Raw genomic sequence first — 13,971 nt, forward strand, 5'->3', positions numbered from 1 at the left:
TTCGAATGGTATGAAACTACATGAGTACCAGGCGAAGCAGGTCTTCGCCGACGCCGGGATTCCGACGCCGGAGTCACAGCTCGCTTCGGACGTCGACGGCGTACTGACCGCAGCCGAGGAGATCGGGTATCCGGTCGCGGTCAAGGCACAGGTACAGGTCGGCGGTCGGGGGAAAGCCGGCGGGATCGAACTCGTCGAGAACGAGGAGGAGGCCCGCGAGGCGGCCGAGTCGATCATCGGGATGGATCTCAAGGGCTACCACGTCGGCCAGGTCCTCGTCGAGGGCGCGGTTGACTTCGTCGACGAACTCTACGTCGGCATCACGATGGACCGCGGCGAGGGCAAACCCGTCGCAATGGTCTCGACGAAGGGTGGCGTCAACATCGAGGAGGTCGCCGAGGAGGACCCCGAGGCGATCGCCCGCGAACACATCGACCCCTCGTTCGGGATGCACCCCTACCAGGCCCGCAAGGCCGTCTACGACGCCGGCGTCGACAAGGCCGTCGCCCGCGACGTCTCGAGCGTTCTCACCACGCTCTACCAGCTCTGGGACGACCGCGACGGCTCCGACGCGGAGATCAACCCGCTGATGGTCACCGGCGACGACGAGGTCATCGCGGCCGACGCCGTGATGAACATCGACGAGGACGCGCTGTTCCGCCAGCCCGAGCTCGCCGAGATGGAGGCCGAGGCCGCAAGCGGCGGCGACGAGCTCGAGCAGAAGGCCGACGAGTACGACTTCGACTACGTTCGGCTGGAGGGCAACACGGGCATCATCGGCAACGGTGCCGGCCTCGTGATGACCACGCTCGACCTCGTCGACCACTACGGCGGCGAGCCCGCGAACTTCCTGGACGTCGGCGGCGGCGCGAAGGCCGACCGCATCGCGAACGCGCTGGATATGGTGTTCTCGGACGACAACGTCGATTCGGTCGTCTTCAACATCTTCGGCGGGATCACCCGCGGCGACGAGGTCGCCAAGGGGATCAACGAAGCCTTGGAGCAGTTCGACGAGATCCCCAAACCGGTCGTCGTCCGCCTCGCGGGGACGAACTGGGAAGAGGGGATGGAAATTCTGAACGAGGACCTCGTGACGGTCGAACAGACCCTCGAGGACGCGGTTCAGCGTGCCGTCGAGTACGCTGAGGAGGGACAAGCATGAGTGTACTAGTCGACGACGACACGCGCGTCGTGGTACAGGGCATCACCGGCGGGGAGGGCAAGTTCCACGCCGAACAGATGATGGAGTACGGCACGAACGTCGTCGCGGGCGCCGTGCCCGGCAAGGGCGGCCAGGAGGCCGCCGGCGTTCCGGTGTACGACACGGTCCACGAGGCCGTCGAAGAGGAAGACGCCGACACCTCGGTGATCTTCGTCCCGCCGGCCTTTGCCGGCGACGCGATCTTCGAGTCCCTCGACAGCGACCTCGAGCTCGCGGTCGCCATCACGGAGGGCATCCCGACCCAGGACATGGCCCGGGTCAATAAGCGTCTCACCGAGACCGACACGCGACTCATCGGCCCGAACTGCCCCGGCCTCATCACGCCGGGCGAGGCCAAGCTGGGCATCCTTCCCGGTAACATCTTCGCCGACGGGAACGTCGGGCTCGTCTCTCGCTCTGGTACCCTGACCTACCAGGTCGTCGACAACCTGACGAACCGCGGCATCGGCCAGACCACCGCGATCGGGATCGGCGGCGACCCGATCATCGGCACCGACTTCGTCGACGCCCTCGAGCTGTTCGAAAACGACGACGAGACCGAAGCGATCGTCATGTGCGGCGAGATCGGCGGCGAGGACGAGGAGGAAGCTGCGGCGTTCATCGACGAGAACGTCGACACGCCGGTCGCCGGCTTCATCGCCGGCCGCACGGCCCCGCCGGGCAAACGCATGGGCCACGCTGGCGCCATCGTCTCCGGCTCCGGTACCGGTACCGCCGAAAGCAAGATCTCGGCGCTGAACGACGCGGGCGTCCCCGTCGGCGACACTCCCGAGGAGGTCGCCGACCACATCGAAGAGTTCCTCGCGTAACCCGGGACGCCGTCGTTTCGTAGCGAGCGAACGCGATCGACAAACGGCTCGATCGTACGGTTTTTTCACGGTTCGTCTCGAGGCGAGTGCTCGAGTCCGACCCGTCCGTGAGTCCGTCGACCGTTCGCGGGGAGGAGACTCGAGCCGGCTGCAGGATCGGGGGGTCGTCGCCCACTCGAGATCGTCAACGCTGATCGGCAGTACCTTCGGAACGTAAGCTTTCGAGCCGCACTAGGAACCGTGTGGTTGTAAATCATCTCTCGAGCTGGACACGTAGCTAGCAACAAAGCTTATTACAGTACACGAACTCATCGATACTACGGTGGTGATGACAACGAATACCACGCTACCCGCACACACTGGATACGGCGATACCGCCCCTCTGTGAGTTCGTGAGGCTCCTGACGCCGAACCCACAATCTCGTTACTCATACTTCGACGTGCCGTCTTTTCGACCCGTTCGTCCGCCTTGAGCAACTGCGAGCGCAGCGGCCGTTTTCGTTCGTCCTGCGACGTATCTTAGCGCGGGAGTATGACTTCGGTATCGAGTTTCGACTACGATCTGGAGTGGTCGGTTCGTTGCGTGAAGAATGTACACGTACCTTTTTTTCGTCGGGTTCGCTCGCGTTGCTCGTTCACCACTCTCTGCTCACGGGCGCTTCGCGCCCTCTGTTCACGGACGCGCAGCGTCCGTTCACACGGCATGCGAGACCGTTGGTCTCGCACTATTCGCATGGTCAGTGGGACCGCCGGTCCCACTCGACTCCAAAAATCTACGCTAAAAAGCCGCCTCCGCGGGCTTCGCCCGCTCCGGCGGGGACCCGCTCGCTTCGTCTTCGCGCGGCGTAGCCGCGCGAACGGTCCGCGGAACGGAACGTTCCGCGCTACTCGCGGATGCTGGCCGTGATATCTGTTTCACCTGTACCGAACAGGAGTTTCGCTCGAGATTCCGAATACCAAAAACCGTGCTACGATCTCTGTTAGACGCTGTCATTCGGGATTCATCGGACTGCAGCACGTTCGGTACGATATGCCAGTCGACATCGAGTGCGACGCCTGCGGTCACCGACACACGATTCCGGAACGTCCGGACGACCCCGAGGGCGGCGGAACGGTTTGTCCCGCCTGTGGCGCGAAGCCCTTCACCGTCCAACGGAACGGCCTCGCGTGGCACCCCGACGGCTGAGCGACCCGTTTTCGATCGGCTTGAGTGAGCAGATCATAAACCGTCTCGAGCCTCGTGGGCACTACGTTCGAGTCGCGGCTCCTGACTGTCCCCACAATTATTATATACCCGTCAACCAGCTAGTCGAGTGTGGTTTACGAGACTGGAAATCCGACGGTCGACGACGCCCTCGAGCGGGTGCTGGCCGGCGAGCGGCTCGATCGCACCGACGGCCTCGCGCTGATGGCCCAGCCGGTCGAGCCCCTCGCCGAGGCCGGCGCGACGGTGCGGGATCATTTCGGCGACGGCACCGTCGACGCCTGCTCGATCGTCAACGCGAAGGCGGGCAACTGCGCCGAGGACTGCGGGTTCTGTGCGCAGTCGGTCCACTTCGACACCGGGATCGACACCTACGACTTCCTCGGTCCGGAGAAGATCCTCGAGGCCGCCAAACGGGCCGAACGCGACGGCGCCCAGCGCTTCGGGATCGTCGTCGCCGAGAAGGGCGTCTCGCGGGAGCACCGCCCCGAGGAGTGGGCCGAGGTCCTCGAGTCGATTCGACTCGTCCGCGACGAGTGTGACCTCGAGATCGACGCCTCCCTTGGAATACTCACCGAACGGGAGGCCGCGATCCTCGCCGAGGAGGGGATCAACCACTACAACCACAACATCGAGACCTCGCCGCGGTACTTCCCCGAGATCGTCGACACGCATAGCTTCGAGGACCGGGTGGAGACCCTCGAGATCGCCAAAGACGCCGGGATGGATCTCTGTGCGGGCGTCATCCTCGGGATGGGCGAGACGCCGACCGATCGGGTCGAGGCGGCTATCGCCCTCCAGGAGATCGGCATCTCCTCGCTGCCCGTCAACGTGCTCAACCCGGTCGAGGGAACGCCCCTCGCCGAGCGGGACGTCGAGATCACCACCGAAGAGATCGTCAGGACGGTGGCGGTGTACAAGCTGCTCCACCCCGAGTCGCGGGTGCGCCTGACCGGCGGCCGCGAGGTCAACCTCGCGCCCGAGGAACAGCACCTGCCACTCGAGGCGGGCGCCGACGGGCTGTTGACGGGTGACTACCTCACGACCGAGGGCCAGTCACCCGGCGAGGATCTGGAGATCGTCGAACGGGCCGGCCTCGAGCCCAATCGGGAGGTAAACGAGTTCGATCCCGAGGCAGTCAAGGCCCGTCACGACGGGTCGACGGACTCGACGAGAAGCGAGGGCGCGAACGACTCGAGTCCGAGTGCGGGCGCGGAACCGAGCGACGACTGACGACGAGCGAACCAACGAGAACACATTCATGAAGGAAACGACGTTTGCGGTACTCGGCACCGGCGGTATCGGACGACGAACGCTCGAAGTGAGCCGGCACAAGGAGGGGCTCACGCCCGTCGCGGCCTGCGATCGTCACGGCACCGCGATCGACTTCGACGGCCTGGACGTCGACGAACTGCTGGCGGCGACGGAGGGCAACATCGACAGCGATCCCGGCGACGTCGCGACGGACGGCGGCGCGGCCACCGCGGACGGCGAGGGGATCAAACAGCACGGCGAGGACAGGGGAGTAGTCGCCTCCGAACAGGCCCGTCCCAGTGACGACCCCATCCAGGACGTCATCGATCACGGCGACGAGATCGACGCGGTTCTGCTGGCGCTGCCGAACTACGAACACGACTTCATCCCTCGCGTCGCCGACCGGTTCCTCGAGGACGGCTACGGCGGCGTGATGGTCGACGTCCTCAAGCGCTCGCGCGTGATCGGCATGCTCGACGACCGCGAGGAAGCGTTCGAGGAGGCGGGGATCACGTTCGTCTGTGGCGCCGGCGCGACGCCGGGGCTGCTGACGGGCGCGGCCGCGCTCGCGGCCCAGTCGTTCGTCGAGATCGAGGAAGTGGAGATCTGGTGGGGTGTCGGCCTCGAGTCAGGGTACGAGGATAACCGCGGTACCGTCCGCGAGGACATCGCCCACCTGCCAGACTACGACATCGAGGCCGCACGCGACCTCTCCGCCGAGGAGATCGAGGCAATCGTCGACGACCACGACGGCGTCATCGAGTTCGAGGACATGGAGCACGCCGACGACGTGTTGCTCGAGCGCGCGGGCGTCTGCGACGCCGAGGACGTCACGGTCGGCGGGCTCCTCGACGTTCGCAGCGACGAGAAACCGACCACGACGACGGTCTCCGTGACCGGAACGACCTTCGACGGGGAGCGGGGAACGAACACCTTCCAGCTCGACGACGCGACGAGTATGGAAGCGAACGTCAACGGCCCCGCACTGGGCTACCTGCGAGCCGGCGTTCGCCGCAACCGCGCCGGCGAGTACGGCGTCGTCGGCCCGGCGGAGCTGCTGCCCCGTTTCTAAGACGACTCGAGCGAACCCTGCAGTCGCCTCGGCGCGAACCGTGACAGTGAAAGCACGCGGCTGACTCCGTTTACTCGAATGGAAGACCGCGGGTTCGACCTCGAGGGTCGACTCGACGCGCTCGTCGAGCACGACCTGAAACGATCGCTCGCGCCCGCCGACCGGGTCGCGGAGCGGGGGTACTTCGCGTCGCCGTCGGGAGGCGAGCTCCCGGTGCTCGACTCCGAGGAGGCGCTCGTGTTCGCCTCGAACAACTACCTCGGACTGACCGCCGACAAGCGCGTCCAGGACGCCGCGCGCCAGGCCGGGGCGACCGTCGGCACGGGCGCCGGCGCGAGCCGGCTCGTCACCGGCGACACGCTTGTCCACCAGGACCTCGAGCGGCTGCTCGCCGAGACCAAGGGCACCGACCGCGCGCTCGCCTTCTCGTCGGGGTACGCCGCCAACGTGGGCACGATCACCGCCCTCGAGCCGGACGTGATCTTCTCCGACGAGCGCAACCACGCGAGTATCGTCGACGGCTGTCGCCTCTCGGGCGCCGAGACGGTCGTCTACGATCACTGCGACGCTGCGAGCCTCCGGGCCGAGCTGGCCGCGCGCGCCGACCGACCGGGCGCCGCCGACGAGTCGTGGCTGATCGTCACCGACACCGTCTTCAGCATGGACGGCACCGTCGCCCCGCTCGAGTCGATCTGTGCCGTCGCCGAGGAGTTCGGTGCGTGGGTAATGGTCGACGAGGCCCACGCGACGGGGCTGTACGCCGACGGTGGTGGAATCGTCCAGGCCGAGGGGCTCGAGGATCGGGTCCACATCCAGCTCGGGACCCTCTCGAAGGCGCTGGCGAGCCAGGGCGGCTACGTCGCCGGCAGCGACGCGCTCGTCGAACTGCTGGTCAACGAGGCCCGTCCGTTCGTCTTCTCGACGGGACTGACACCGATGGCGGCCGCGGCCGCCAGCGAGGCCCTCCACCTCGCCCGCCACGGCGACGCCCGCGAGCGGCTCTGGGAGAACGTCGCCCACCTCCGCGACGGGTTCGAGTCGATGGGGTTCGAGGTGCCCGGCGAGTCCCAGATCCTGCCGATTGTGGTCGGCGACCGCGAGGACGCGCTGGCTCTCGAGGCCGGAGTCCGGGACCGAAACGTAGTCGCACCGGCGATCCGGCCGCCGACGGTCCCCGAGGGAGCCTGCCGGATCCGCGTCGCGCCGACCGCGGCTCACGACCGCAACGACGTCGTCGCCTGCCTCGAGGCGTTCCAGGCGGCCGGGACGGAGGTCGGACTCCTGTGAGCGACTCGACGACGGTCGCCGTCGTCGGCACCGACACCGGGGTCGGCAAGACCGTCGTCACGGCCGGGGTCACCCACGAACTTCGCGACCGCGGCGTCGGCGCCCGTGCCATCAAACCCGCACAGACGGGACACCCGCCCGACGACGACGCGGCGTTCGTCGCCGACGCCTGCGGGGCCGACGAGGCGGCGGTCTGTCTGCGCTACCTCGAGGAGCCCCTGGCGCCGCGGGTCGCGGCCGAACGTGCGGACGACCCTCTCGAGTACGAGCCGCTGCTGGCTGACTGCCGTCGCGAGTGCGAGCAGGTGCCAGTCGCCCTCCTCGAGGGGATCGGCGGGCTCCGGGTTCCGCTGGCGGGCGACCGCGAGGTGATCGATCTGGTCGCCGACCTCGCCTCGATCGCGGTCGTCGTTACGCGATCGGGACTGGGCACGCTGAACCACACCGCGCTCACCGTCGACGCCCTCGAGCGACGCGGGGTCGACGTTCGCGGGATCGTCTGCAACGAGTACGAGGGGGCGTCCGTCGCCGAGCGGACGAATCCCGGGGAGATCGAGCGCATGACCGACCGCCCCGTGGAGACGGTGCCGCCGCTTTCGGGTTCGGACCCGACGGCGCTCGCGGACGGCGTTCGCGACGAGCTCTCGCAGTCGTTCGCCGATCGGCTCGTCGAAAAAGCGTAGCTACCGGTTACAGCCTCGGTGCGGGTCGGTCGCCCTCCAGAACGGGGTCGTCGGTTCCAACCGCCGAGTCGGTCGTTGCCTCTACGAGCTGAGAGACGATCGCCGACTTCCGGTGGTTGACCTCGAGGTGGATCCGGAGATCCGTACGTTCCTCGTAGCCGTTCGAGCAGAGCGGACAGTCGTAGTCGGTCATTATTCTACACTCACCAGGAGTTGGTGTCCACATCGACTGCCGTAATAGTGTCGATAGACTCACATTCGGACATGTCAGGTTGACAATAGCAGCCGCAGCTACATGAAATCAGAGAGACCGGACTGGTCATCGTCGGGTTCCGCGGACTCGTCGGCCGCCCCCTCCGAGGGTGACTCATCGTCTCCGGTCTCGGCGACGACCTCGAGCGACCGCTGGTCGTCGCCGTCGTCCTCTTCGGCGTCCGCGTCGACGTCCTCGAGGTCGGCGTCGCTCAAGGTGCTCCCGAAGAACGCGCCGCCGGAGTGTTCGACCGCCTGCTCCTCGCGGTGTGCTTCGGCGTCGGCGACGATCGACTCGACCTTGTTGGTCGTCTTCCCGCTGCCGGTGACGAAGGAGACCTCGCCCTCGTCGAGTTCGTAGACGGCGGCCATCCGCACGGTCAGCTCGCGGTTCTTGCAGTGGTGGGTCATCGCCGAGAGGAACGGCAAAATCTCCCGGCGGGCCGTCGCGACGCTGGTCCCCTCGCGTTCGGCGATGCGTTCGGCGATGGCGTCGCGAGTGTTTCTGGTCCCCTTGGTGCGGCCGAGCTTCGACCAGTAGCTCGGGGGTCCGTAGCGGGTCCAGCCACCCTTCGGCTCGCGGCGGGAGGCCGCGACCCCCGCGGTCATGTTATCGGTGGCGTACCGCCAGAACGAGTAGTTTTGCGTGGCTCGTACCCGGCCGAGCCAGCGGTCGGCGTTCGAGAGGAAGCCGTAGGCGTCGGCCAGCTCCTCGCCCGCGTAGTCCTTCGGAACGTTGTCCTCGATCCAGTTCAGCAGGTCGTCGGGCGTCTCGTCGACGTCGTAGGAGGCGTACAGTGCCCCCTGGGCGTCTTCCTCCTTGATCAGCGCGTCGAGGAAGTCGAAGATCCCCTCCGTGGTGTCGCGTTCGCCCGTGACGACATCCTCGACGGTCAGTCGCTCGGCCTCCTCGGCGATCGCCTGAAGGTCGTTGACCGCCGACCGGAGGTCGCCGCTGGTCGACTCGGCGATCTGTTCGAGGGCTTCCTCCTCGAACTCGACGCCCTCGCGCCGGCAGATGTCCCGCAGCACCGGGACGATCGACCGCTTGGAGACGTCGCGGAACTCGATCGTCTCGCAGGCGTTGCGCAGCGACTGGCTCATGTCGTAGAACTCGTTTGCGATCAGCACCACCGGCTGGCTCGCGTCCTTGACGACCCGCGTGACCTCGCGGGAGCCGCCGTAGTCGGCGTTGCCGTGGAAGTTGTCGGCCTCGTCTAAGATTACGAGCCGACGCCCGGAGCCGCCCGCGGTGAGGGTGCCGCTCTTTGCGGCCTCGCCCGCGACGCGCTCGATCACGTCGGCGCCGCGGCTGTCGCTGGCGTTGAGCTCCATCGCGGGCCAGCCCATGTCGTTGGCCAGCGCGTGGGCCGCGGAGGTCTTCCCGACGCCGGGGCTCCCGTGGACGATCACCGCCTTTCGGTGATCGTCCCAGCTCTCGGCCCACTCCTTGAGCTGGTCCCGGGCCTTGTTGTTGCCGCGCACCTCCGACAGCGTCGTCGGGCGGTACGTTTCGGTCCAGTCGCTCATTGACTCGTGGTTGGGACGAGCCGCGTTTAGTGGTTGCGGAGCGTCACTCCTCGGCAACCCTCTTTAGGTCGAGACGGGGTGCAACGTCCTCGTACGCGTCGTCGCTCGAGACGATAGTATCGCCGTCAGATTCGACGAGGTGGAGCGCGTCGAAGGGCGTGAAGCCGTGATCTTCGACGTAGGTCGCCGCCGCGACGACGGTATCCACGTCGCCTCGTACTTCGACGAGGGTAGCAGCGTTCGTGACGACGCGCTCGGTATCCCGGTCCTCGCGGTAGGCGACCAGTAGAAGCTCGATGAGCGTGAACTGCGAGGTCCACAGCTCGTCGCGGTGCTCACGGTACACCGTTTCGGCAGCGGCTCCCAACCAGTCGTCGTCCTTGATGAGCGCAAGGAGGAAATCGGTTTCAGCGTACATTTACCGTCCCGCTTCGTCGAGTGCGGCCTCTCGTGCGTCTTCGCGAAGTTCGTCGGCAGATTTGTCGACGTCCGCGAACTCGTCTCTGAGCGCCTCGAGCGGATCGTCGGCGATCGGAACGAGCTTGATTCCATCGGGGAGCTGAACGATGTGATACTGGTCGCCGTATCGCTCTCGGACTTCCTTCGGGAGCGTGAGACGGCCGCGGTCGTCTAGCGACGCTTCGGACATGTCTCGTCGTACGGTGGGTAAAGTCAAAAGTTTTCCCCGAAGGATCCAAGGTGCCCATTAGTAGTAGAAATCTGGTCTGCTACGCTCGTTCGTGGGCCATAGTCCCAGCTATCCATCGAACCATCACCATATCATGCAGACCGCTTCGTCCAGTCGCTTACCCGTATGTGCTTAGGGTGGGCCGCGTTCGGTACTTACGAAGCGTTACTCGACGACCACCTGCAGGCCGCACAAACTCCACGACTTCTCTCGCTGAGTTCGAGAAACTGTTTGAGGGCGTTCCCGGGTCAGTCCCGTCTGCGAGATAAAAAAAGGAAGAACCAGTGTAGAGCCCTATCTGTTGCTGTCTCGTACGTCTCCACGGGGCTGATCTACTCGCGTCTCGAGGCCAGAAAATCCGGCCTTAGCGGCGGGCTCCCGTCGGATGCGGAAAATATATCCTATTGTTTTTGGTAATAAAATTATGCGTACGCTGCTTACTTTGATACGAGATTGGAGTTATAAATGACCTGTCTACTACGTACGAATATATGGTACACAATACCTCGCGGCGGGCAGTGCTAGTGGGAACAGCAGGTCTCGGACTGGGAGCAGTTGGAACGGTAGTCGCGGACGACGACGACGACCTCGCACAGTACGTCGTCACCGGTGGCAACGCGGCACAGCTCGAGCGCAAGGGGTTCACCGTGGCCCACGAAATTTTGGACGCGAACGTCTACCTCGTCTGGGGACCTGCGGATTCGGATCCCAGCACCGCGAACGGTGTCGACGCGGCGTTCGAGGACTTCAGCTACGAACTCGACGATCCGGAGCTATCGTCCGCGGTCGATACCGACGGGGCGCTCACCGACGAACAGTGGGACAAACACCTGATCGACGCCTTCGACGCCCACGAGTACGCGACCGGTGCAGGAACCCGACTCGGCATCATCGACACCGGGGTCGATCACACGCATCCGGACCTTGGAAACGTCGACGTCGACGCGAGCCGAACGTTCGTCGGCTGGGAAGAGTCCGATCACACCACCGATCGCGGGTTCCACGGCACACACGTCGCCGGTATCGCCGGGGCAACCGGAGCCGAAGGGATCGTCGGCGTCGCACCGGAGACCGAACTCGTCTCGCTTCGGGTCTTCCCCGACGAAGGCGGCGCGAACGTGGGCGACTCCTTCCTCGCACTCGAGTACGCGGCCGAACAGGGACTCGACGTCGTCAACATGAGCATCGGGAGCCCGCCACAGCTCTCCGAGGACAACCAGGAGGGGTTCCGGATCGCCCGCCAGCGGGTCGTCCAGAGCGTCCGTCGCCGCGGAACGACCGTCGTGACGAGTGCCGGCAACGATGCGACGAACCTCCAGCACGGAAACGAGTGCCGGACGTTCGAAGACGAGGACGACGAGGAGTACGAGATCTGTGGCAACTGGCTCAGCCTCTGGGGCAGCCTCCCGGACGCGACGTCGGTCAGCGCGACGACCGAAGACGACGAACTCGCCGACTTCTCGAACTACGGGGCGAACGAGATCGCGGTCGGCGCACCCGGCGAGTCGGTTCTGTCGACGATACCCGAGACGCTTGATCAAAACGATATCTACGGCCTGGCATCCGGCACATCGATGTCCGCTCCGCAAGTCGCCGGACTCGTCGGCCTCGTGCGCGAACTCGAGCCGGACGCCAACGCGAACCAGGTCGAGAACGTCATCGAGCGCGGGGCGGAGGGTAGCGGTCGAGGCGACCCCGAAACGGGTGCCGGACGAATCAACGCGCTCGAGACCGTCAGAACGATCTGAAAGCCCGGTTCGCTCTTCTTCGCCGAAGCGGAATCGATCGTCGGCGGCTGCCGGAAACAGCGAGCGCAGTCGCTAACTGACTCGAGCCCCAACCCGATCCATGAACGTCGCGATCGTCACCGTCGGCGACGAGTTGCTGGCGGGGACGACCACGAACACGAACGCCGCCTGGCTGGCCGAACAGCTGACCCAGCGAGGCGCGACCGTCGAACGGATTCTGACGATCCCCGACGACCGCGAGCTTATCGCCGACACCGTCGCCGACTGGAGCGAGACCTTCGACGCCGTGCTGGTCACCGGCGGACTCGGCGGGACCCCGGATGACGTCACGATCGAGGCCGTTGCCGAAGGACTCGACCGGGAGCTTGTCGTCCGCAAGGAGATCTACGACAGCCTGACCGAGAAGGCCCGTCGGTTCCGCGAGGAGAACCCAGATCTCGTCGCGGAGTACGACCTCGAGATCGATCTCGAGGCCGCAGCCTCGCTTCCGGAGGGGGCGGTGCCGATCGTCGTCGAGGAGGCGTGGGCGCCGGGCTGTACGGTCGAGAACGTCTCCGTCTTCGCGGGCATCCCCGAGGAGATGCGGGCGATGTTCCGCGAGGTTGCCGGAGAGTTCGCGGGTGAGGCGCGCTCCCGGACCGTCTACACGCCGGCCCCGGAGGGATCGCTGACGGCCGTCCTCGAGGGCGTGACCGACGAGTTCGACGTTGCCGTCGGGAGCTACCCCCGCGGTGAGGATCGGCCCGGACGGATCCGCCTCTCCGGGTCGGACCCGGAAACGCTCGAGGCCGCCGCGAGCTGGATCGACGCGCGGATCGAGACGGTCGATCCCGCGACGCCGGCGTCGACCGACTGACCGTGATCCCGCCGACGGCCGCCGGTTTCGGGGACGCCGACTCCGGTAGCTACTTGGGCCGACCGGACGACCGTCGCGTATGGGCGGCCGTGGACCCAAGCGAGAGCTCGCCGAGAAGATCGCCGGAGAGATCACGCTGAGCGACGACCCCGGCGCGACGTTGCGCAAGTGGCGTACCGATTTCGGCGTCTCCCAGACCGACCTGGCCAGCGAGCTCGAGGTATCCTCCTCGGTGATTTCGGACTACGAGAGCGGGCGCCGGGAGAGTCCCGGAATCGGTGTCGTGGGGCGACTCGTCGAGGGGTTGCTCGCGATCGACGAACGGCGCGGCGGCGACCGAATCCGCCAGTACGGCCGCGTGCTCTCGGCGGGGTTCGAAAGCGACGTCGTCTACGACCTCCGGGAGTACGCGACCTCGAAGCCGCTCGTGCAGCTGTACGACGAGATCGCCGCGACCGAGGTCGCGGCGGGCAGCACCGATCAGGTCAGCGGCCACACCGTCATCGACAGCATCGGGGCGATCACCCGCCTCTCGAGCGAGGAGTTCTTCCGGCTGTACGGCCAGAGCACGAACCGCGTACTGGTCTTTACCGGCGTCACGCGAGGCGAGGCCGTCGCCGTCGCGTTGCGAGTCGTCAACCCGACCCCGAACGCCGTCGTCCTCCACGGGATCGAGGAGGACGATCTCTGGGAGCATGCCGCCGATCTCGCCCGGATCGACGGCTACTCACTGGCCGTGACGACCGAACCGCTCGAGGAACTGCTCGATCATCTCGTCACGCTCGAGTAAGGGATGTCCGAGACACTGGCCCGGCGAAAGGATCTGTGGACGGCGGCGCTGACCGCCGTCTTCCTCGCGACGCTCGTCGTTGTCTATCTCGTCGACGAGCCCGAACTGTGGCTGGTGTGGGCGGTACTTACTGTCGTCGTCTCCGGAACGGTGATGGTGCTTTTCAACCGGGAGACGCCCCAGGAACCCTGATCAGGCGATCTGGTCCTCGTACTCGTCGGCCGACAGCAGCGCCTCGAGTTCGGTCTCGTCGGCGCCCTCGACCTCGAGCATCCAGCCCTCGCCGAACGGATCCTCGTTGACGAGTTCCGGCGAGTCGAACAGCGCCTCGTTGACCGAGAGCACCCCGCCGCCGACCGGCGCGTACAGGTCGGAGACGGCCTTGATCGACTCGATGACGCCGAACTCCTCCTCCTGGGCGATCGACTCGCCCTCGTCGGGGAGCTCGACGAAGACGACGTCGCCGAGTTCGTCCTGTGCGAAGTCGGTGATACCGATTCGGAACCCGTCGTCCGTCTGGAGTGCCCATTCGTGCGATTCGAGGTAGTGTCGGTCGTCTGGTACGTTGAAGCTCAT

Annotated in this window: 16 protein-coding genes; 11 read left to right on the forward strand and 5 right to left on the reverse strand. The window is 66.0% G+C overall.

Annotation, left to right across the window (positions count from 1 at the left end; all coding sequences use genetic code 11):
• The first annotated feature begins 10 nt into the window (after nt 1-10).
• The 7 genes from sucC to bioD all read left to right on the forward strand — a co-directional run bounded on the left by sucC (nt 11) and on the right by bioD (nt 7,531).
• Nucleotides 11-1,162 (forward strand): ADP-forming succinate--CoA ligase subunit beta, encoded by a 1,152-nt coding sequence (gene sucC, locus QA600_RS13990; protein WP_278292560.1) that lies wholly within the window; start codon nt 11-13, stop codon nt 1,160-1,162.
• Complete coding sequence (gene sucD / locus QA600_RS13995; RefSeq protein ID WP_278292561.1) at nt 1,159-2,031, forward strand: succinate--CoA ligase subunit alpha; 873 nt, start codon at nt 1,159-1,161, stop codon at nt 2,029-2,031. The genes sucC and sucD overlap by 4 nt, the downstream gene beginning before the upstream one ends.
• A 1,030-nt stretch (nt 2,032-3,061) precedes the next feature.
• Nucleotides 3,062-3,217 (forward strand): hypothetical protein, encoded by a 156-nt coding sequence (locus QA600_RS14000; RefSeq protein ID WP_278292562.1) that lies wholly within the window; start codon nt 3,062-3,064, stop codon nt 3,215-3,217.
• 129 nt (nt 3,218-3,346) lie between these two features.
• Entirely contained in the window at nt 3,347-4,468 is a 1,122-nt protein-coding gene (bioB, locus tag QA600_RS14005; RefSeq protein WP_278292563.1) for a biotin synthase BioB, read from the forward strand.
• A 28-nt stretch (nt 4,469-4,496) separates the two neighbouring features.
• Nucleotides 4,497-5,561: a transcriptional regulator gene (locus QA600_RS14010; RefSeq protein ID WP_278292564.1), complete on the forward strand. Its 1,065-nt coding sequence runs from the start codon at nt 4,497-4,499 to the stop codon at nt 5,559-5,561.
• A 78-nt stretch (nt 5,562-5,639) separates the two neighbouring features.
• Nucleotides 5,640-6,848, forward strand: a complete 1,209-nt coding sequence (locus QA600_RS14015; protein ID WP_278292565.1) for an 8-amino-7-oxononanoate synthase — start codon at nt 5,640-5,642, stop codon at nt 6,846-6,848.
• On the forward strand, nt 6,845-7,531 hold the full coding sequence (gene bioD, locus QA600_RS14020) for a dethiobiotin synthase (RefSeq protein WP_278292566.1): 687 nt from the start codon (nt 6,845-6,847) through the stop codon (nt 7,529-7,531). Before QA600_RS14015 ends, bioD begins: the two co-directional genes overlap by 4 nt.
• Before the next feature lie 7 nt (nt 7,532-7,538).
• Here the strand turns inward: bioD and QA600_RS14025 are convergent, their stop codons facing one another.
• The 4 genes from QA600_RS14025 to QA600_RS14040 form a co-directional block, all read right to left on the reverse strand.
• Entirely contained in the window at nt 7,539-7,724 is a 186-nt protein-coding gene (locus tag QA600_RS14025) for a hypothetical protein (RefSeq protein ID WP_278292567.1), read from the reverse strand.
• A 98-nt stretch (nt 7,725-7,822) separates the two neighbouring features.
• Nucleotides 7,823-9,313: a replication factor C large subunit gene (locus QA600_RS14030; RefSeq protein WP_278292568.1), complete on the reverse strand. Its 1,491-nt coding sequence runs from the start codon at nt 9,311-9,313 to the stop codon at nt 7,823-7,825.
• A gap of 43 nt (nt 9,314-9,356) precedes the next feature.
• A complete protein-coding gene (locus QA600_RS14035; RefSeq protein ID WP_278292569.1) occupies nt 9,357-9,731 on the reverse strand; it encodes a PIN domain-containing protein in 375 nt (124 codons plus the stop codon).
• Complete coding sequence (locus QA600_RS14040; protein WP_278292570.1) at nt 9,732-9,962, reverse strand: AbrB/MazE/SpoVT family DNA-binding domain-containing protein; 231 nt, start codon at nt 9,960-9,962, stop codon at nt 9,732-9,734.
• Nucleotides 9,963-10,492: 530 nt separating this feature from the next.
• Between QA600_RS14040 and QA600_RS14045 the strand changes: the two genes are divergently transcribed.
• The 4 genes from QA600_RS14045 to QA600_RS14060 all read left to right on the forward strand — a co-directional run bounded on the left by QA600_RS14045 (nt 10,493) and on the right by QA600_RS14060 (nt 13,587).
• Nucleotides 10,493-11,749, forward strand: a complete 1,257-nt coding sequence (locus QA600_RS14045) for a S8 family serine peptidase (protein ID WP_278292571.1) — start codon at nt 10,493-10,495, stop codon at nt 11,747-11,749.
• A 100-nt stretch (nt 11,750-11,849) separates the two neighbouring features.
• Entirely contained in the window at nt 11,850-12,605 is a 756-nt protein-coding gene (locus tag QA600_RS14050; RefSeq protein WP_278292572.1) for a molybdopterin-binding protein, read from the forward strand.
• Nucleotides 12,606-12,684: 79 nt separating this feature from the next.
• A complete protein-coding gene (locus tag QA600_RS14055) occupies nt 12,685-13,395 on the forward strand; it encodes a helix-turn-helix domain-containing protein (RefSeq protein WP_278292573.1) in 711 nt (236 codons plus the stop codon).
• Between the two features lie 3 nt (nt 13,396-13,398).
• Nucleotides 13,399-13,587 (forward strand): hypothetical protein, encoded by a 189-nt coding sequence (locus tag QA600_RS14060; protein WP_278292574.1) that lies wholly within the window; start codon nt 13,399-13,401, stop codon nt 13,585-13,587.
• On the opposite strand, the gene gcvH is transcribed toward QA600_RS14060, so the two are convergent.
• Entirely contained in the window at nt 13,588-13,971 is a 384-nt protein-coding gene (gene gcvH, locus QA600_RS14065) for a glycine cleavage system protein GcvH (protein ID WP_278292575.1), read from the reverse strand.

The sequence above is a fragment of the Natronococcus sp. A-GB1 genome (assembly GCF_029688845.1).
Classification (GTDB): Archaea; Halobacteriota; Halobacteria; order Halobacteriales; family Natrialbaceae; genus Natronococcus.